Genomic DNA, 18,867 nt, shown 5'->3' on the forward strand with positions numbered 1-18,867 from the left:
AGGCGAGGCGATGAAGGCTCCGAACCACGTGACAGTTGGCGGCGCCCCCGAAGGGTTTGACGCGCAGCTTGTGCTGAACGAAATCGCCCGCAGCAACGGGCCGGTGGCCCATGTCGCACGTGACGACAAGCGGATGGAGGCGATGCGCGCGGCGCTGGCCTTCTTTGCCCCTGACATGCCGGTCTTCGTGTTTCCGGGCTGGGATTGTCTGCCTTATGACCGGGTGTCACCCAATGCCGACATTTCAGCGGCCCGCGTTGCCACGCTGGCGGCTCTGGTTCACCAGATGCCGCAGAAATTCGTGTTGTTGACGACATTGAATGCGGCAACCCAACGCGTCCCGGCGCGAGACGTGCTGCGCGAAGCTGCGTTCACCGCCCGTGTCGATCAGCGCATAGATGAGGCCGCGCTACGCAACTTCCTGGTGCGCATGGGCTTCACGCAAAGCCCCACCGTGATGGAGCCGGGCGATTACGCCATTCGCGGCGGTATCATCGACATCTTCCCGCCGGGTGAATCGGGCCCCGTCCGTCTGGACCTGTTCGGAGACGTACTGGACGGCGCGCGCCGTTTTGATCCCGTGTCTCAGCGCACGACCGAAAAGCTGGACGTGGTTGAGCTTGCGCCGGTGTCCGAGGTCATTCTGGATGATGCGGCCATCACGCGGTTCCGCCAGAACTACCGGATCGAATTCGGCGCCGCGGGCACGGATGATCCGCTCTACGAAGCGGTAAGTGCCGGTCGCAAGCATCAGGGTATCGAACATTGGCTGCCCTTCTTCCACGAGAAGCTTGAAACACTGTTTGATTATCTGCCGGATGCCACGATCACCGTCGACGATCAGGTTACACCGGCCAGACTGGCCCGATGGGAGACGATTGCCGATCAATACGAAACCCGGCGTCTGGCGCTGGAAAACCGATCCCGCATGGATACGGTCTATAAACCCACACCTCCGGGGCTGCTGTATCTGGATGATGCCGCGTGGGAGGCGGCTGTTGCGGATCGGCGCGTCATGCAGTTCAGTCCTTTGCCGCAGGCCTCGGGTCCGGGTGTCATCGATGCGGGCGGGCGGATCGGGCGCAACTTTGCTCCGGAACGTCAGCAGGAAAGCATCAGCCTGTTCGGTGCTTTGGCCAGCCACATCACCGCCAAGCTTGACAACGGTCCGGTGCTGATTGCGTCCTATTCAGAAGGTGCGCGCGAACGTCTGACCGGCCTGATCGAGGATGAAGGTCTGGCCGAGGCGATTCCCATTGCCAATGGAACGCGCATCGGAAAGCGCGGCCTGCACCTTGCCGTCTGGGCGCTGGAACACGGTTTCGAGACCCCCGACCTGACGGTGATCGCGGAACAGGATGTTCTGGGCGACAGGCTGATCCGCCAACCCAAAAAACGCCGCAAGGCCGAGAATTTCCTGACCGAGACCCAATCCCTCAGCCCCGGTGATCTGGTGGTGCATGTGGATCACGGCATTGGTCGTTATATGGGGATGGAGGTCGTCACGGCCGCCGGTGCCGCCCATGAATGCCTGCTGCTGGAATATGCCGAGCAGGCAAAGTTGTACCTGCCGGTCGAAAACATCGAACTGCTGTCGAAATACGGTCATGACGAAGGGCTTTTGGATCGACTTGGCGGTGGTGCCTGGCAGGCCAAGAAGGCCAAGCTGAAAGAGCGCATCCGCGAGATGGCGGACAAGCTGATCCGCATCGCGGCGGAACGTGCTTTGCGTAAGGCCCCCGTGATGGACCCACCGCCGCACGCGTGGGAGGAGTTCAGCGCGCGTTTCCCCTATCAGGAAACCGATGACCAGTTGCGCGCCATCTCGGATGTGATGGAAGACATGCATTCTGGTGCCCCCATGGATCGCCTGATCTGCGGCGACGTCGGTTTTGGCAAGACCGAGGTGGCGATGCGTGCCGCCTTTGTCGCCGCCATGTCAGGCGTGCAGGTTGCGGTCGTGGCACCGACAACACTGCTTGCCCGACAGCATGCCGCAAGCTTCAGGGAACGGTTTCGCGGCTTCCCTCTGGAAGTGCGGCAATTGTCGCGTTTCGTCTCGGCCAAAGAGGCGCAGCTGACACGTGACGGGCTGGCCAAGGGCACGGTCGATATCGTGATCGGGACCCATGCGCTGTTGGCCAAGAACATACGGTTTCACAATCTGGGTCTGCTGGTCATCGACGAAGAACAACATTTCGGCGTGGGACACAAGGAACGGCTGAAGCAACTGCGCAGTGACATCCATGTTCTCACCCTGACCGCAACCCCGATTCCGCGAACCTTGCAATTGTCGCTAACTGGGGTGCGCGATCTGTCGATCATCGGCACACCGCCCATCGACCGCTTGGCGATCAGAACCTATGTCAGCGAATTCGACGCGGTCACGATTCGAGAGGCGCTGCTGCGCGAACACTATCGCGGCGGGCAGAGTTTCTACGTGGTTCCGCGCATCTCGGACCTGCCCGAGATCGAGGAGTTCCTGAAAAACCAGCTGCCGGAACTGACCTATGTTGTTGCACATGGCCAGATGGCGGCGGGTGAACTCGATGACCGAATGAATGCGTTTTATGACGGTAAGTATGATGTGCTGCTGGCGACGACAATTGTGGAAAGCGGTTTGGACATTCCAACGGCGAACACGATGGTAGTGCACCGCGCTGACATGTTCGGTCTTGCGCAGCTCTACCAGATCCGGGGCCGGGTGGGGCGGTCCAAAACCCGCGCCTATGCCTATCTGACCACCAAGCCACGGCAGAAACTGACGGCTACGGCCGAGAAACGCCTGCGGGTTCTGGGCTCGTTGGACACGCTGGGGGCCGGGTTCACTCTGGCCAGCCAGGACCTCGACATTCGGGGCGCTGGCAATCTGCTGGGCGAAGAACAGTCTGGCCAGATGCGCGATGTGGGCTACGAGCTTTATCAATCCATGCTGGAAGAAGCGATTGCCAAGATCAAGGCCGGCGAGATGGAGGGGCTGTCAGATGCTGACGACCAATGGGCCCCACAGATCAATCTGGGCGTGCCGGTTCTGATTCCCGATGATTACGTACCCGATCTGGATGTTCGTCTCGGCCTCTACCGCCGCTTGTCGTCGCTGTCGACCAAGGTCGAGCTGGAGGGCTTTGCCGCGGAGTTGATCGACCGTTTCGGTAAATTGCCGAAAGAGGTGAATACCCTGATGCTGGTCGTGCGCATCAAGGCCATGTGCAAAAGGGCGGGCATCGCCAAGCTGGACGGAGGCCCGAAAGGCGCGACGATCCAGTTCCACAACGACAAGTTCGCATCCCCTCAGGGATTGGTTGAATTCATTCAGAACCAGCGCGGCATGGCCAAGGTCAAGGATAACAAGATCGTCGTGCGCCGGGATTGGAAGAAAGACAGCGACAAGATCAAAGGGGCCTTTGCGATTGCCCGCGACCTTGCTGAAAAAGTGGTCGCGGAAAAGAAGAAGACCAAGGCTGGTTGATAGGCAGGATGGGGCTCTGCCCCCTCTGCGCGTTCCGCGCATCTCCCCCGGGATATTTGCGGCCAGATGAAGTCACGGATCCCAGCTTCATCTGGCTGAAAATATCCCCGCCGGAGGCATCGCGCGGCAGCGCGATCCCGCCTATACACGCATTGCAGCCTGCGCGCAGAAGCAAGACGCTGCAACCGCCCGATCAGCGCGGGCCAAAGCCAAGTCGAGGCGTTGTTTGACCTGTCGGATTTCAACATCTTCCCCGCGGGCTTTGAGACAATCGTACAGCCCCTTCAGGCTCCAGACGTTGTCGGGATGGATCGACGCGCGGCTGAGCGAGCCGCCAAGGCCAAGATCTTCGCGATAGACGGCTTCTGCTTCTGCTGCATGACCTTGTTCGAACAGCAATGCGCCAAGCGCGTGGCGGGTGGGCTGCATCCAGCCCCAGGGCTCGTCATAGGGCAGGGTGTCGTCCAGTTCGACCGAGCGGCGCAGATGGGCAAAGGCGATCTCGAAATTGCCCTTTCGGTACTCGATCTCACCGCGCAGCATCTCCCCCGCGATTTCCAGCAGGTCGATCGCGCGATTGTTGTGCAACCGGCGTGTTGCCGGAACGCATTCCCTGGCTGCCAGAAACAGGTTCTCTTCCGCTTCGGCATGGACGACGTCACCGGTTGCGGCACGTGCGATGGCGCGGGCGTAGTGGGTCGTCGCCGTCAGGGTGCGGTAGAGATCCGGATCGGAGGGCAGCTCCAGCGCCTTTGCCTCTTCCCAGCGGCCAAAGCGGATCAGGATGTGCGGCCCCATGGACATGTAGCTTTCGAAGTAATCCGCCATGGGGGGGCTTTCGATGCGCAGCATCTCCTCTGGCGTTGTATCCCACAAACCCTGATTGGCGCGCAGGGCAGGTTCGATCTGACCCAGAAACAGCGCGCCGTAGATGGCGAAGTGATAATTGTGTTGGCGGTAGCCGGTGTAGATATTGAACGCGCCTTCGCGTTCGTAATATTTCAGATCCGCATCCGAGGCTTTTTCGTTCCACTGCACCACGTTGTGATAATGGCCGCACAGCACATCAATATGTGTCGGCATATGCACGAGGTGCCCCGCATCGGGCACCAATGTGCGCAGGACATCACCGGCTTTCAGAGCTTTTTCCGGCGTGGGCGACATCTCCATCAGGTGAACATAAAGATGCAGCAGGCCGGGATGTGACATGGCGGCCGGATCGTTGGCCATGGCCCATTCCAACGCCTCCTGCGCTTCAAGCGTTGCAGCGCCTTCGGCCGGTTGGCCTGTTTGCAGGTCCCACATTTTCCAGGGTGTCAGGTTCAAAAGCGCCTCGACGTAGATCGTGCGCAGGTCCGCGTGATCGGGGTGTGCGGCGAAGGCCGCGCGCATCGCTTCGGCAAAATCGTGGTCCCACCGGTGCATGTCCTCTGCCGGGTCTCGTTGCGGATAGCGCGCAGGGAGGGCTTGGATCAGAGCTTGCTCGACGGGCGTACAGCCATCAGTCAATCGAAGGGCGTTTTGCATGGCATCATAGGCCAGCGCCAGCGCCTTGCGGCGACCCCGCTCGTCCTGCAAGTCCCATGGCAGGTTGTAATTCGGTCCCGCCGCGTAGGCGACGCCCCAATATGCCATGGCGCATTGGGGGTCGTGTTCAGCTGCGCGCTGGAAACAAACCACGGCTTCTTCGTGATTGTACCCGTAGGTCCAGTTCAGGCCGCGGTCGAACCACAGCTGAGCCTCGGGAACGGAGGTCGTTACCGGACAGGAATAGCTGCCCAGATCATAGTATTCACGCATCAGAAGCCCTCCGCTTGGTTCAGGTCGAGGGTAGCGTGTTTCTGACGAGTCGCACAGATCAGGCTGGCAGACGTTCTTCGACGCGGCCCATGTGCAGCATAAGCCCGAAGGCCAGAATGCACATGCTCAGGATGCCGAAGGTCAAAGGCGTGATCGAACCGTCGAACAACAGCCCGATCGGGGCGGCGATGGCAGCGGCCAGCACCGTCGAAATCGATCCGATGACCGAGGCTGCCATTCCGGCAATATGCCCCATCGGCTCCATCGCGATGGCGTTCAGGTTGCCCAGCGTCACGCCGGCCATGAAAAACACCATTGTTTGCCAGAACACGAACAGCGCGAATGAGGCGTCTGGCGAAAGATGCGCGGCGTTCAGGGTCATGACAATGGTGGTAATCACGATTTGCCCCCCCAGCGCCCATGTCACCATCCGGCGCATGCCCACACGCACCACCAGTGCCGCGTTCAGCAAACTGGCCGACCCGGACATCAGCGCCACGAACCCGAACCAGAACGGAAAGCTTTCGGCGCGGCCATGGATTACGTCATAAACGGGCTGAACCATTGTCAGCATGGTGAACAGCACCCCCATGCACAGGGTCTGAACCATGATCGAAAGGCGCACGGTCGGATGCGCAAACATCTCCTTCGTGGCCGAAAGCATCAGCGGAATGCGGAACGGACGACGGTTTTCCCGGGCCAGAGATTCCGGCAACCGAAGGCCCATCCAGGAAATGATGATCAACGCAAACAGAATGAAAGATACAAAGATCCCGCGCCATCCGAACAAAGCGATCACACCGGCGCCCAGCATCGGTGCTGCCGCGGGTACCAGCGTGAAAATCATCATCGCAATCGAGATGATCCGCGCCATTTCGCGGCCTGAATACAAGTCGCGGATGATCGCCATGGCCACCACGCGCGGTCCTGCGGCGCCCAGGCCCTGAACCACGCGTGCAATCAAGACCAGTTCCAGTGAAGAACTGGCCCATGCGACAGCAGACGCCGCAATGTACAAAGCCGCGCCGCCGTAAATGACGGACTTGCGTCCCAGCGCATCCGAAAGCGGGCCGGTGAAAAACGTGCCGATCCCCATGCCCAACACAAATGACGTCAGGATCAGTTGGGCACGGTTGACGTCATCGGGGCTGAGCTGCGCGCCGATCTCGGGCAGCGCAGGCAGCATGGAATCGATCGAAAAGGCGATGGTGGCGAACATCATTGCGATCAGCGCAATGAACTCCGCCTTCGACATGCGATTGGCCATGAAGAACTCCTAACCCGTTCGCGCTATCACGGCGGGCCGGCATAGGCCAGACTTGAATTTTGCACAGACCTCTGTGCTATTCTGCAGGGGAAGCCTCAAGTTGAGACATGATCTCGGCGATCACTTTCTCCCACATTTCAGGAGGTTGGGCGCCGGGAACTGCATGTTGGTTCGCAACAATGAAGGTCGGGACCGAGCTCACGCCCATTTTGCGGGAATGGGCATCGCGGCTGCGGATATCCTCGCGGTCGGCGTCTGATTTCAGCAGCTTCATGACCACGGCGGCGTCCATTCCGGCGCTATCCGCGATGTCGGCCAGCACCTCGTGGTCGCCGATGTCGCGACCCTGCACGAAATAGGCGTCGAACAGCGCGTCGACGACGGCATTCTGCTTGCCTTCGATGCCAGCCCAATGGATCAGGCGATGCGCATCCAGCGTGTTGGGGGTGCGTTTCATGGCCTCGAAGTTGATGTTCAGACCGGCCTTTTCGGCATGTTCCACCACCGGCGCATAGGCGCGAACCGCGCCGTGCTTGCCGCCGAACTTGCGCTCGAGATATTCGCGCCGATCCATTCCCGCTTCCGGCATGTCAGGATTCAACTGGAACGGATGCCATTCAATGACAAAGGGGTGGTCGGGTACGTTGGCCAGCGCCTTGTCCAGTTGAGTCTTGCCGATATAGCACCACGGGCAGATCGGATCGGACAGGATGTCGAGCTTGACGGTCTGGGTCATTTTGTTGGTGCCTCGAAATAGGCCGGCAGCGCCCGGCGCAGGAGTTTGCCGTTTCCACCGGTCGGCAGGGCGGGCAGATGGATGAAGGCGCGTGGTTGTTTGTAACGCGCCAGGTTGGCTTCGACATAGGTGCGCAAGGCCGCATCGTCCAGCTTTTCCTGGCCCGTATAGAATGCTGCTATCACAAAGGTGTCCGGTTTGACCTCGACCGCGGCGGCGCCGACCTGCGTGATGCCCGGAAAGCGGGACAGGGCGGCTTCGACCTCGACCGGGGACACGCGATAGCCACCCGCGTTCATCATATCGTCGTCGCGGCCCAGATAGCTGATCTGGCCATCCACGGCCATTGCTCCCTGATCGCCGGTCAGAAACCACTCTCCCTGCATCCGCGCTTCAACCTCATCGGGTGCGTTGAGATAGGTCAGCATCAAACCGGGGTCAGAGCGGTGAATGGCGATGGTGCCTTCTTGCCCCTTCGGCACCGGGCCGTCCGGACCAAGGATCGCCACTCGACGCCCCGGTTGCGGTTGTCCCAATGCGTCGCCGCGCGCGGGGTGATCCGGGCTGGAGGAAATGAAGGTAGAGCATTCGGACATGCCGTAGGCTTCGAACAACTCGGTGCCGGTGGCCTTTCGCCATTGTTCGTGCAGCGCGCGCGACAGTTTCTCACCCGCGCACAAGCCGTGGCGCAGGTCTGGCAGCCCAATCCGATCGCACCCTTGCACCATCTTGCGATAGACCCCGGGGGCCGCTGCAAAGATCGTTGCGCCATGCTGGCGCAGCAGGGCAGGCAGGGCCGTGATTTCGGTGCCGGGCGCGGGGATCAGGGCAGTTGCGCCCATGATCCATGGATCCATCAGGCCGGTGCCTAGCGTATAGGTCCAGTTGAAGGCTCCGGCGTGGCACAGCCGGTCGGTCTCGCGAAGACCATACCAGCCATCGACCATCATCTGCCGCGCCCAGATTGCCCGGTGGGCATGGGCCACGGCACGAGGCTTGCCCGAGGTTCCAGAGGTATAGACGACATAGGCCATACGTTCCGGATCGCCCATGTCAAATTCTGCCGGGGGCAGGCATCGCATCGCTTTCAGCGCGTCCAGCCCGATCTGCTTGGAATGCGAGGCGCAGGCAACGCTCGGATCACGCAGAATCACCGCCGGAGAAAGCTCGTCGATCATCCTGGCGGTTTCGGGTTCCGTCAGTTGTGACGATGTCGGCACCGGTACGATGCCCACGGCAATTGCCCCCAGATAAGCAATCGGGAAATCCACCGTGTTTCCCAGCCGCATCAGCGCGATATCACCGGGTTTCAAACCGGCCCGCAGCAAACCCGTGCCTGTGCCCAGCACAGCAGCTTTCAGATCGCGATAGGTCCAGTCCTGCGCGCCATTCGGGCGCAATATCGACAAAGCCACTTTATCCTGCGCGTGATCGGCACGGCCCAGAACATGGGCCGCCAGATTGAATGGCGTGGGGCAGGGTGCGGGTGACCCCTGATCGAAGATTGACAACATGGCCTCTGGCTATCGCGCCGCCTGCCGCGTTGCAAGCGTGGCTGGCCGGGCCTATAGAAGGGTCATGAGCACTCAATATCCCAAATCTCTGATCCGAATTGCCCGCGACTCTGGCGACCATACCGAAGTCGAGCCGCTGGACCTTGGCGCACGTGTGCGAGAGCTGCGCAAAGCGCGGGAATGGACATTGGAACAGGCCGCCAGTCAGGCCGGATTGGCACGGTCGACGCTCAGCAAGATTGAAAACGGGCAGATGTCGCCGACTTACGACGCGCTCAAGAAGCTTGCGACCGGGCTGGAGATTTCTGTTCCGCAACTGTTTACGCCGCCCCAGCGCGATCAGGTGATCGGACGCATGGCGATCACCCGTGTGGGCGACGGCACGGCTCATGCCACCACAACCTATGAGCATGAGCTGCTAGCCGAAACCCTGACCAAGAAACAGATGCTGCCCTATCGTGCGCGGGTCCGCGCAAGATCAATGGATGAATTTGACGGCTGGGTGCGCCATGACGGCGAAGAATTCATGTATGTGCTGACCGGTGTCGTCAAGCTTTACACCGAGTTTTACGAGCCGGTTGAGATGCGCAGAGGGGACAGCGCGTATTACGACGGCAGCATGGGCCACAACGTGATTTCCGTCAGTGATGAAGACGCGACGATCCTTTGGGTTACATCACTTGCCTAAAGCGGTTCTGCTGAATTCCCGGTTCAGCCCTTCGGTGAACAGGAAATCTTCGACCTCTTCATGCGCCTCATTCATCGTAAGTTGGTGACGTTCGGCCAAATAGGCTTCAAACCCTTTTCGATCCTTCAACACGCGCATCATGTCCTTGTCACGCAGGTTCGGAAAACGCCGCTTTGCGCGTTCGCATGCCGCATTCCAGTCGTTTGTAAGATCGGTCCAGTTCATCATCAATGAGCTTCCCTTAGCAACGATTAGGACTGCTCTCCCCCGCTTCAGAGTACGGATAGGGTGCCGTTACGTAAGACATGACAAAATGTCGCAGCGCTGGACCTTGCCTTCTTGAGGGGAAAAGTGCCCGCTGCGAAGTTTCCGCAACGGGCCGACGGGCCTACATTTGGTGTGAGTGGTGGCGGGCCTGGTTGTTCTGTAATCCGCAGCGCCAGATTGTCCCGGCAGGCAGAGAGGCGGGGTCATCGCCAGCTTGTTATTAAGCTTAACTGCGCAATATATATGCATATTTTCCAGACAAGTAAAACTGTTTGTGGGTGTTTCTTTCCGGATCGCTTGCATGTGACGATGTTGGACCCTGATTACGATGCTTCCAATGCGGCCAAACGATATCTTGTGTGGGATGGCAATGTGCTGAAATTTGCCGATTGGTGGAAATTTCCTGAGCGCTGTTTGTATGAAACAGCTGGAACTTCAAGCTTCCGTCTTTCGGAAACTTCAATTGGAAAGACCAGCCGGATTCACATGTACAACGGCTGGTCTTGGGTTTGCGCCTTTTACCGGGCGTCGTACCACCAGACTTCGGGCATGTACTGCGGACCGTCGCCATAGATAGGCAGGGTTTCCGGGTGCTTAAGCTCTTTGACATGCGCGATGCGCCCGATGTCAAAGCTCCAGATCGGGATGACATAGCGGCCTGCCGTCAATACCCGGTCCAGCGCGCGGGTGGCCGCGGTAAAGTCCTCGCGGGTTTTTGAGGCCAGCATGGCATCGATCATGGCATCAACTGCGGGCGAAGAAACGCCCATCAGGTTGCGAGTGCCGGGGGCATCGGCAGTTTCGCTGCCCCAATAAAGACGCTGCTCATTGCCGGGAGATAGGGAAAGCGCTCGGCGGAACGTCGTGACGTCAAAGTCTAGTTCAGACGTGCGCCCGACATATTGGGCATTGTCGACCTGTTCCGTCGTGACCCGGATGCCAAGACGTTCCAGCGCGCGGGAATAGATCTCGACCACGGTTGCCATCTCGCTGTCACCCTGTTGAAGCAGGAAAGTCATCTGAAAGGGATCGCCATTTGCATTGCGCAGCACGCCATCCTGAACGGTCCAGCCTGACTCGGCCAATAGTCCGGCGGCCTTGCGGAGGTTTGCCCGGTTCCGGGCCGATCCGTCGCCTTTCGGCAGTTCATACCCTTCCAGCGTGCCGGGCAACAGGATGTCAGCGAAAGGAAGCAACTGGTCTTTTACCTGCCCCTGGGCCGGGCCGGGCTGCATCGCAAGGTCGGACCCCGAGAAATAAGACGTAATCCTTGGTTGCGCACCACCGGTTACCGTGTCGTTGATGAACTCGAAGTTGAACGCAAGCATCAGCGCTTCGCGCACGCGCCAGTCGTCGAACGGAGCCTTTCTTGTGTTCATCACGAACCCGGTCATTCCCGAAGGTTTTCCATGCGGAATTTCGGTCTTGATGACATCGCCGCGCTGCACGGCGGGAAAGTTGTATTGCGTGTCCCATTTGTCGGCGTTGAATTCACGCACGGCTGACAGCTCTCCGGCCTTGAAAGCTTCGAACAAGACGCTGCCGTCGCCGTAGAATTCGATCCGCAGCTCATCAAGGTTCATGGTGCCGCGGCGAAACGGGAGGTCGTTCCCCCAATAGTCCGGATTGCGTCGCAGATTCACGAAGCGTCCCGCTTCGTAGCTTTCGATCACATAGGGGCCGGTTCCAATCGGTACATCATGAAGTTGCGCATCCGCGAAATCCTTGCCCTCCCATTGCGCCTTTTTCAGGATTGGGCGCATCCCGGCCAGCAGCGCAAGCTCTCGGTCGGGTTCATTGAACGTGATCCGCACCGAACGCGGGCCGGTTTGTTCGATACTGTCGATCTTGCCCAAAAGACCGCGATAGCGCAGATGCCCCTGCGTGCCCAACGTTTCGTAAGACCAGATAACATCATCGATCGTGACCGGACTGCCGTCGGAAAACCGCGCCTCCTCCCGCAGGGTGAATTCGACCCAAGACCGGTCCGGATCGGTCTCAACTGATTCGGCTAACAGCCCGTAAAGTGTGAAAGGTTCGTCCCATGACCGTCCCATCAGGCTTTCATGGGTCCAGAAAGGCAATTGCCATGGCGAGGTGCCTTTTTGCAAAAACGGGTTCAGGCTGTTAAAACCGCCCGTGTTTCCGAATACGGCTTTGCCGCCTTTGGGTGCATTCGGGTTGGCGTATGGGAGTGACACAAAATCCGGTGGTAGGGCCGGGTCCCCATACATAGCTATGCCATGAGACGATTCTGCATGGGCGACAGAGATCACGAAAATGGTGGCGATTCCCGCCACAAGTGATCGAAACGGACGGAGAAAATCCGGGCTCATTTTGGAAACAATCCTGCTCTGGCCTTATTTTGTTGGTATTCACCGTAGTGATGATTTTTCTTATTATCAAACTTTTAGCTTGGACCAAGGCGCAGAATTGCTTATAAAGGTTGCACTGCTCGATAGGTTTCTTGCCTGTATGAAACCTGCCTCAATAACTTAACGCCCGCTTCGTGCGGGCGTTTTTTTTGCCTGTGGAAGTCTCAGGCCGGTATTCCAATCCCATATGTTTCCCCGTTTTCTTTGCAGGTGCAGCATGGCATGGTGCGCCTGATCAACGCTTGAGGGAGAATGGACATGAGCCTGTCCGGCAAAACGGCAATCATCACGGGATCAAATTCGGGCATCGGCCTGGGCGTCGCACGCGAGCTGGCCAAGGCCGGTGCCGATGTGGTTCTGAATTCCTTTACCGATCGCGATGAAGATCATGCGCTTGCCGCGCAGATTGCGAAAGAGACCGGAACCAATGCGCGCTACATCAAGGCCGACATGTCCAAGGGTGAGGAATGCCGATCCTTGATCGAACAGGCGGGGTCTTGTGACATTCTGGTGAACAATGCCGGGATTCAGCATGTCTCACCGATCGACAAATTCCCGGTTGAAAAATGGGATGCGATTATCGCAATCAACATGAACTCGGCCTTTCACACCACAGCGGCCGCGTTGCCAATGATGCGCAAGGCGGGTTGGGGGCGTGTGGTGAACATCGCCTCGGCCCACGGTCTGACGGCATCCCCTTTCAAGGCGGCATATGTTGCAGCCAAGCACGGTGTGGTTGGAATGACCAAGACCGTAGCGCTGGAAACAGCGCAGGAGCCGATCACCTGCAACGCCATCTGCCCGGGATATGTGCTGACGCCGCTGGTCGAGTCCCAGATTCCCGACACGATGAAAGAATACAACATGAGCCGTGAGGACGTTGTGAAGAACGTTCTTTTGGAACGGCAACCGTCCAAGGAATTCGCCACGGTCGAGCAACTTGGTGGAACGACTATCTTCCTGTGTTCGGACGCGGCCGCTCAGATCACCGGAACCACAATTTCCGTCGATGGTGGCTGGACCGCGCTTTGAGGTTTTGCGGGGGCGCTGCCCCCACACCCCCAGAGTATTTTGGAAAAGATGAAGGGTTTGCGGCATGAAGCAGATCAATCTGGCTTTGCAGGGGGGTGGGGCGCATGGCGCGTTCACCTGGGGTGTGCTTGACCGACTGCTGGACGAGGACGACATCGAGGTCGCTGCAATTACCGGAACTTCCGCAGGGGCGCTGAACGGTGCGGCCTACAAATCTGGTATGGTTCATTCCGGGCGCGAAGGCGCGCGGGCACGCCTGGACGGGTTGTGGAAGCGCATGGGCGCTATTGGCGACATGCGCTTTGCCAACTGGTTTCGCGGCCTTGAACCGGCGGCCATTGCGCAGGCGATGGAATATTCGGTGCCGTTTTCGATTGGGGATGCCTGGTCGCGGATGGTGTCGCCCTATGCGTACGGGCCGTTCTACAGCAACCCTTTGAAGCCGGTGGTGGACAGGTTCAATTTCGACGAGGTGTGCGCAGATGAAGGCCCGCGCCTGTTTGTGTGTGCCACCTGCGTACGCAGCGGCAAGATCCGCGTCTTTACCGGCGACGAAATCAGCACCGACGCCATCTTGGCCTCGGCCTGTTTGCCGACCCTGTTCAAGGCGGTTGAGATTTTCGACCCGAAGTCAAACCGGACCGAAGCCTATTGGGACGGAGGGTATACCGGCAATCCGGCGCTCTATCCGCTGTTCAACGATGATTTGCCGGATGACGTGGTGATCGTGAACATCAATCCGCTGGAGCGTGACGAAGTTCCGATCACGCCGCAGCAAATCCAGAACCGGATCAACGAGATCAGTTTCAACTCATCCCTGTTTCGCGAGTTGCGGGCGATCAGCTTTGTTCAGCGGCTGCTGAAAGAGGGCAAGCTGACGGCCGGAGAGATGAGCCGCGTGCTGGTTCACATGATTGCAGATAACGAGTTGATGAACAGCCTGTCGGTTGCCACCAAAACCGTGCCCAATCCGGTCATTCTGCACAAGCTGAAACAGGCCGGACGCAACGCCGCAGATGGTTTTCTTGCCAACCATAAGGACGATTTGGGTCAGACCAGCACAATTGATCTGCCTGCGATGTTCAGCTGATCACTCGGGCGGCTGTGTCGGGTCTTTTCCATTCGGGTATACAAGCCCCGCCGAAATCACCAGTTTGGCGGCGTCTTCGATGCTCATGTCCAGCAGGATCACGTCTTCTGCGGGGAAGAACAGCAGAAACCCCGATGTCGGGTTGGGTGTCGTGGGTACGAAGACGCTCAGCAGCTCGCCACCGGTTTCGGCGCGTTGGCTGACCTCACCCTTGGCGCTGGTCGAGACAAAGCCGATGGCCCAGATCCCGCGACGCGGGTACTGGATCAGGCAGGCTTTCTCAAAGGAACGCTCGGTCTGGGCAAACACCGTTTCCGAAATTTGCTTGATCCCGGAATAGACCGAGCGCACGACGGGCATCCGGTCAACAACGCTTTCGGCGAAGTGGATCAGGGAACGGCCCAGAATGCCCTTGGCGATCCAGCCGACCAGAACGGTGAAGATCAGGAAGATCACCACACCCACACCGCGCAGGTTGATGCCCACGTATTGTTCGGGCTGGAACTGTTGGGGCACCAGCGGCAGAACCGCGCTGTCTATCCAGCCGACCACCGACCAGATCAGCCAGACCGTCAACCAGACAGGCGCAATGACCACGATGCCCGTCAGAAAGGACGCGCGCAGCCGTGAAAGCATGCCCGGGCGGCGGTGAGGCTCTTCGTCGAAGGGTGTATTCATTGCGGTTCCGAATGGTTTCCGGATTTAGGTAGTCAATCCACGGCCTTGGTACAATAGGTTAACGTCACCTCTGTTTGACGAGCGCTTGCGCGATCTTGGCCGCCAAACGCGCATTGTTTCGAACAAGGGCGATGTTGGCGACCAATGACCGGCCTTCGGTCTTTTCAAAGATACGTTGCAGCAGATAGGGGGTCACGGCTTTGCCGGTGATGCGATGGGCATCCGCATCTGACTGGGCTTCGGCGATGATGGGGGCCAGTTCCTCGGCCGGGATTTGATCGGCGGCTGGTATCGGGTTCGCCACCAACTGCCCGCCGGGCAGACCCAGCGCGCGGCGGGTCGTGTGAGCTTTGGCGATGGCATCGGCACTGTCCATGCGCAGGGGCGCGTTAAAGGGCGACTTTGCCGACCAGAACGCAGGAAACTCGTCCTGGCCATGTGCGATCACAGGCACGCCCAGGGTTTCCAGAACCTCAAGCGTTTTGGCGAGGTCCAGGATGGCTTTCGCCCCGGCTGCGACGACGGTCACGGGCGTATGTCCAAGCTCGTGCAGATCGGCCGAGATGTCGAAGGTGGTCTCGGCCCCCTGATGCACGCCGCCGATACCGCCGGTGGCAAAAACCTCGATCCCGGCATAATGCGCGGCGATCATCGTGGCGGCAACGGTGGTGGCCCCGGTACCACCGGTCGAGATGCACGCCGCCATGTCCGCGCGCGAGATCTTGGCAACGCCTTGGGCCTGACCCAGCCATTGCAGCTGATCCTGCTCCAGCCCGACATGCAATTTGCCTTCGATCACGGCCATGGTTGCAGGAACCGCACCCGCATCGCGGATGTCCTGTTCGACCTGGGCCGCGACTTCGATGTTCTGCGGATAGGGCATCCCATGGGTGATGATGGTGCTTTCCAGCGCAACGATGGGCAGGCCCGCGTCCTTGGCGGCGCGGACCTCGGCAGAGTTTTGGATGTCGATCACAGTGGGGTTTCTCCGGAAACGTAGGTTGCAGCGGCGTGCAGGGCGCGGGTCAGAGCCTCGTCGCTGGATGCACCGCCGGATTCTGAGGCGATATGGGCCGCCATGAAGGTATCCCCGGCACCGGTCACGCGGGTGACCAGAACGGCAGGGGGTGTTTGCGTCAGGATTTCTGTCGCGCTGCCGATGGTTGCCGAATTGCCGCCATCGGTGACCAGCACACGCAGCGCGCCGCGATCCAGAAGACCCTTGGCCGCGGATTCGGAATCGGTGAACTCGCGCTGGCACAGGATACCGGCCTCTTCGAGGTTCACGTACAGCGTGGCGCGGGCATGTTTCAGGAACGGCAGCAGTCGTTCGGCCTTGCCCGGCGATGCCGGGGCCACGCGCAGATCCGCACGCGCAAAAGCAGGGCTTTGGGCAATCTCTTCCAGCAGGTCCAGTGTCAGATTGCCATCCAGTGCGATCGGGCCCTCAAATGGTGCGTTCTCATAGCCCAGCGGCCCGTGCATCAAAGGGTGCAGTATCTTTGCGCCTGCGGCCTCCAGCGAATGCGCGTCGGCAATCGCCGCGATCAACCCGTTCGCGCCTTCGACGGCCATATAGCGGTCAGTCGGCAAATCCTGCGACCGATAGATGTGATCCGTAACCATGCCCAGGCGCGAACAGGCATGGACAAGCTCGTCGCCTTCGGGATCGCAGCCAATGGCGGTCAGCAGGGTGGGTGTCATGCCGAAACGTACCAGTGTCATGGCAATGTTCATCGCAACGCCGCCGGGCAGGCGGGTGATCCGGCCCGGCACGTCCGAGCCCTGTCGCATGGCGCTGGCCGATCGGCCGATCACGTCCCACAGGACCGAGCCGATGCACAGGATATTGGTGTTCTGAGTCATAGGGGACGTCATGCCGCAGCGGTGTTGCCCGTGCAAGCCGGAACGTCATCGCAACAAGAGATTCCCGACCGGCCCGGACCGATATGGCCTTTGGGCTTGCGATCCGTGGTCTTCGCGGGAACAATCAAAAGCAATGATTGGTGATTATATTTTCCTGTTGGAGCGTTTCGTATGAATGGCCCTGTCTTCCGTGCCATCCTCCGAGCCCTCAATTTCTGCGCCCTGAGTTTTATCGTTCTTCTGACCTTGCATCCGGGATCCGTAAAGGCACAAACGGTCCCGCCGACGGTCATTGATTTCTGGGTCAAGGATGACACTCTGTTTCTCGAGGTGAAACTGAACGCCGAGGCCATGCTGGTCGGTGCCGATCCGACACAACCCGACGCTTATTCCGGCAACTCACAGTACCGATCTCTGCGGCGCATGGTGTCGTCGGAACTGGAACCGCAGATCAGAAATTTCGTTCAGGTCTGGAAGCAGAACCTCGTGGTCGAAGCGCCTGAACGCCTCGACCTGTCTTATGAAGGTGTGCGCATTCCCGTTGTGGGGGATGTGGAAAAAGTGCGTGTTTCCAAATTGTTGTTGACCGCACATTTGTCGGATCAGGCATCGAACCTGCGCCTGACCTGGCCGTTGCAAGGCGGGTCGGTCGTGCTTCGCCAGCAAAAGGTTGTGGCCCCGTATACTGGCTTTCTGGCGGCCGGAGAAATCAGCCCGTTGATCCCGTTGCGGGGCGGGGCGTCGCTGACGACCGAGCAGACACTGCAGACGTTTTTGGCAAAGGGGATCAGCCGGTTTGTTCAAAGTCCCCTCAAGCCAACCATCGTTGTTCTGACGCTCGTGATGCTGACGCTGAGCCTGCGGCCTGTGATGTCTCAGGTGGCGTTTTTGGCAGCAGGGGTTTTTGTCGGGCTCGGGTTGGACATGTACGGCGTGCTGGACCTGCCGGAAAGCTTGCAGGATCAGGCCTTGGTGGCTTCGATCATCATTCTGGCGCTATGGAACCTGGTGGCCCGGCACTTGCAGGTCTGGCGCCTGCTGGCCGTGCTTGCCGCAGGCTGCGTTTACGGATTGGCGCTGGCTTCGGATTTGACAAAGATCGGTGTGCCGCCCGATCATCTGGCCCCTGCTGTTTTGGGGTTTGGCGTCGGAAATATACTGCCTGTCGTCTTTGTGGCTGTTCTGGCCTTTGCCTGCGCGCTTTTGCTTGCAGGCGCGTCACACAGAAAACGAGGTCGGATTTCGGTTCTGGCCTCGATGCTGATCGCCGGGATCGGCGTGTATTGGATGGCTGAACCCTGGTTGCTGGCTTAAGACATTGCCGCCAGCAGCCTGTTCAGCGCACCCAGCGGGTCGTCATCGCCCCAGATCTCGTCCCCGATGCCGAAGAAATCGGTGCAGGGGGCCAGATCACCGATCAGTTCGGGCGTCAGGCCGCCTTCGGCCACGACCGGGACTTCGATCATCTCGGACCACCATTGGAACAGATCCTTTTCGGCGCGGGTTCCGTCGCCCAACGTGGCGGTGCCCACGGGGCCGAAGGCCACATAATCCGCGCCGTGTTCACCCGCCGTCATGCCGTCATGGCTGGACGCGCCGCAGAAACTTCCGACGATCGCGTCCGCGCCCAGTTCCTTGCGCGCGGCACGGACCGAACGTGCGCCGTCATCCAGGTGCACCCCGTCCAGCCCCAGACGTTGCGCCAGCAGCACGTGGTTCGAGATAACGATGGCCACGTCGCGGGCGTGGGCCACCTCGCGGCAGGCATCAGCAGCACGGGCGATGCTGTCTTCGTCGTTGCCAGCCAGCGCCAGACGAATGCAGGCGATCTCGGCCCCGTCCAGAACCGATGCCAGTTTGGCGGGGAACGTGCTCAGCTCGATGGTCGGAGGCGTGATCAGGTAAATCTGCGGCTGCTCGGGGGTGTCCATGGGCGCGTCCTTCGGCTTTTGGTCTTTGGCGCGGTTTAGCGGATTGCGGCGGGGAAGCAAACTTTTATGGCTGAGGCCGCGCAAATAACACCCCCAACGCCTTGCCCTGCAAGAGCCTGCCGATTACAGCAGGCCAAGTTTTCATAAGGTGAAC

15 protein-coding genes are annotated in these 18,867 nt (G+C 59.6%); 5 read left to right on the plus strand and 10 right to left on the minus strand.

What is annotated here, in order from left to right; genetic code table 11:
* The first annotated feature begins 10 nt into the window (after nucleotides 1–10).
* The gene (mfd, locus tag ACR0C6_RS03860) at nucleotides 11–3,469 is read left to right on the plus strand and encodes a transcription-repair coupling factor (RefSeq protein ID WP_480445280.1); all 3,459 of its coding nucleotides are present in this window, start codon (nucleotides 11–13) and stop codon (nucleotides 3,467–3,469) included.
* 141 nt (nucleotides 3,470–3,610) lie between these two features.
* Here mfd and ACR0C6_RS03865 read toward each other — a convergent pair whose 3' ends face one another.
* From ACR0C6_RS03865 to ACR0C6_RS03880, 4 genes are all read right to left on the minus strand, one after another.
* Nucleotides 3,611–5,269 carry a tetratricopeptide repeat protein gene (locus ACR0C6_RS03865; protein WP_480618314.1) on the minus strand — a complete coding sequence of 553 codons (1,659 nt, stop codon included), beginning with the start codon at nucleotides 5,267–5,269 and terminating at the stop codon, nucleotides 3,611–3,613.
* A 58-nt stretch (nucleotides 5,270–5,327) separates the two neighbouring features.
* Nucleotides 5,328–6,536 carry a multidrug effflux MFS transporter gene (locus ACR0C6_RS03870; protein ID WP_480618315.1) on the minus strand — a complete coding sequence of 403 codons (1,209 nt, stop codon included), beginning with the start codon at nucleotides 6,534–6,536 and terminating at the stop codon, nucleotides 5,328–5,330.
* Between the two features lie 76 nt (nucleotides 6,537–6,612).
* The gene (locus ACR0C6_RS03875) at nucleotides 6,613–7,272 is read right to left on the minus strand and encodes a DsbA family oxidoreductase (RefSeq protein WP_480618317.1); all 660 of its coding nucleotides are present in this window, start codon (nucleotides 7,270–7,272) and stop codon (nucleotides 6,613–6,615) included.
* Nucleotides 7,269–8,786, minus strand: a complete 1,518-nt coding sequence (locus tag ACR0C6_RS03880) for a class I adenylate-forming enzyme family protein (RefSeq protein WP_480618319.1) — start codon at nucleotides 8,784–8,786, stop codon at nucleotides 7,269–7,271. The genes ACR0C6_RS03875 and ACR0C6_RS03880 overlap by 4 nt, the downstream gene beginning before the upstream one ends.
* Before the next feature lie 64 nt (nucleotides 8,787–8,850).
* Between ACR0C6_RS03880 and ACR0C6_RS03885 the strand changes: the two genes are divergently transcribed.
* On the plus strand, nucleotides 8,851–9,474 hold the full coding sequence (locus ACR0C6_RS03885; RefSeq protein ID WP_480618321.1) for a helix-turn-helix domain-containing protein: 624 nt from the start codon (nucleotides 8,851–8,853) through the stop codon (nucleotides 9,472–9,474).
* Here the strand turns inward: ACR0C6_RS03885 and ACR0C6_RS03890 are convergent.
* Nucleotides 9,463–9,702, minus strand: coding sequence for a hypothetical protein (locus ACR0C6_RS03890; RefSeq protein ID WP_170344111.1), 240 nt, complete (start codon nucleotides 9,700–9,702; stop codon nucleotides 9,463–9,465). The genes ACR0C6_RS03885 and ACR0C6_RS03890 overlap by 12 nt on opposite strands.
* Before the next feature lie 557 nt (nucleotides 9,703–10,259).
* A complete protein-coding gene (locus ACR0C6_RS03895; RefSeq protein ID WP_480445272.1) occupies nucleotides 10,260–12,077 on the minus strand; it encodes an extracellular solute-binding protein in 1,818 nt (605 codons plus the stop codon).
* Between the two features lie 297 nt (nucleotides 12,078–12,374).
* Between ACR0C6_RS03895 and ACR0C6_RS03900 the strand changes: the two genes are divergently transcribed.
* Together ACR0C6_RS03900 and ACR0C6_RS03905 are read left to right on the plus strand one after the other, a co-directional pair.
* A complete protein-coding gene (locus ACR0C6_RS03900) occupies nucleotides 12,375–13,148 on the plus strand; it encodes a 3-hydroxybutyrate dehydrogenase (protein ID WP_152458132.1) in 774 nt (257 codons plus the stop codon).
* Nucleotides 13,149–13,212: 64 nt separating this feature from the next.
* Nucleotides 13,213–14,238, plus strand: coding sequence for a patatin-like phospholipase family protein (locus tag ACR0C6_RS03905; protein WP_480445271.1), 1,026 nt, complete (start codon nucleotides 13,213–13,215; stop codon nucleotides 14,236–14,238).
* Here ACR0C6_RS03905 and ACR0C6_RS03910 read toward each other — a convergent pair whose 3' ends face one another.
* From ACR0C6_RS03910 to ACR0C6_RS03920, 3 genes are all read right to left on the minus strand, one after another.
* On the minus strand, nucleotides 14,239–14,916 hold the full coding sequence (locus ACR0C6_RS03910; RefSeq protein WP_152458130.1) for a DUF502 domain-containing protein: 678 nt from the start codon (nucleotides 14,914–14,916) through the stop codon (nucleotides 14,239–14,241).
* Nucleotides 14,917–14,980: 64 nt separating this feature from the next.
* Complete coding sequence (locus tag ACR0C6_RS03915; protein ID WP_480445269.1) at nucleotides 14,981–15,892, minus strand: pseudouridine-5'-phosphate glycosidase; 912 nt, start codon at nucleotides 15,890–15,892, stop codon at nucleotides 14,981–14,983.
* A complete protein-coding gene (locus ACR0C6_RS03920) occupies nucleotides 15,889–16,782 on the minus strand; it encodes a PfkB family carbohydrate kinase (protein WP_480618324.1) in 894 nt (297 codons plus the stop codon). The genes ACR0C6_RS03915 and ACR0C6_RS03920 overlap by 4 nt, the downstream gene beginning before the upstream one ends.
* A 171-nt stretch (nucleotides 16,783–16,953) precedes the next feature.
* Here ACR0C6_RS03920 and ACR0C6_RS03925 point away from each other — a divergent pair, with 171 nt between their 5' ends.
* A complete protein-coding gene (locus ACR0C6_RS03925; protein ID WP_480445266.1) occupies nucleotides 16,954–18,096 on the plus strand; it encodes a HupE/UreJ family protein in 1,143 nt (380 codons plus the stop codon).
* On the opposite strand, the gene ACR0C6_RS03930 is transcribed toward ACR0C6_RS03925, so the two are convergent.
* Nucleotides 18,093–18,713, minus strand: a complete 621-nt coding sequence (locus ACR0C6_RS03930) for a thiamine phosphate synthase (protein WP_171639410.1) — start codon at nucleotides 18,711–18,713, stop codon at nucleotides 18,093–18,095. The two genes, ACR0C6_RS03925 and ACR0C6_RS03930, sit on opposite strands and share 4 nt — an antisense overlap.
* Between the last annotated feature and the right edge of the window lie 154 nt (nucleotides 18,714–18,867).

This window comes from Ruegeria sp. AL12, from assembly GCF_056540885.1.

Coding starts and splice junctions, on each gene's coding strand:
- ACR0C6_RS03890 (WP_170344111.1), bottom strand. CDS start 9,702: ATGATGAACTGGACCGATCTTACAAACGACTGGAATGCGGCATGCGAA.
- ACR0C6_RS03880 (WP_480618319.1), bottom strand. CDS start 8,786: ATGTTGTCAATCTTCGATCAGGGGTCACCCGCACCCTGCCCCACGCCA.
- ACR0C6_RS03895 (WP_480445272.1), bottom strand. CDS start 12,077: ATGAGCCCGGATTTTCTCCGTCCGTTTCGATCACTTGTGGCGGGAATC.
- mfd (WP_480445280.1), top strand. CDS start 11: ATGAAGGCTCCGAACCACGTGACAGTTGGCGGCGCCCCCGAAGGGTTT.
- ACR0C6_RS03885 (WP_480618321.1), top strand. CDS start 8,851: ATGAGCACTCAATATCCCAAATCTCTGATCCGAATTGCCCGCGACTCT.
- ACR0C6_RS03910 (WP_152458130.1), bottom strand. CDS start 14,916: ATGAATACACCCTTCGACGAAGAGCCTCACCGCCGCCCGGGCATGCTT.
- ACR0C6_RS03905 (WP_480445271.1), top strand. CDS start 13,213: ATGAAGCAGATCAATCTGGCTTTGCAGGGGGGTGGGGCGCATGGCGCG.
- ACR0C6_RS03920 (WP_480618324.1), bottom strand. CDS start 16,782: ATGACTCAGAACACCAATATCCTGTGCATCGGCTCGGTCCTGTGGGAC.
- ACR0C6_RS03900 (WP_152458132.1), top strand. CDS start 12,375: ATGAGCCTGTCCGGCAAAACGGCAATCATCACGGGATCAAATTCGGGC.
- ACR0C6_RS03870 (WP_480618315.1), bottom strand. CDS start 6,536: ATGGCCAATCGCATGTCGAAGGCGGAGTTCATTGCGCTGATCGCAATG.
- ACR0C6_RS03875 (WP_480618317.1), bottom strand. CDS start 7,272: ATGACCCAGACCGTCAAGCTCGACATCCTGTCCGATCCGATCTGCCCG.
- ACR0C6_RS03930 (WP_171639410.1), bottom strand. CDS start 18,713: ATGGACACCCCCGAGCAGCCGCAGATTTACCTGATCACGCCTCCGACC.
- ACR0C6_RS03865 (WP_480618314.1), bottom strand. CDS start 5,269: ATGCGTGAATACTATGATCTGGGCAGCTATTCCTGTCCGGTAACGACC.
- ACR0C6_RS03925 (WP_480445266.1), top strand. CDS start 16,954: ATGAATGGCCCTGTCTTCCGTGCCATCCTCCGAGCCCTCAATTTCTGC.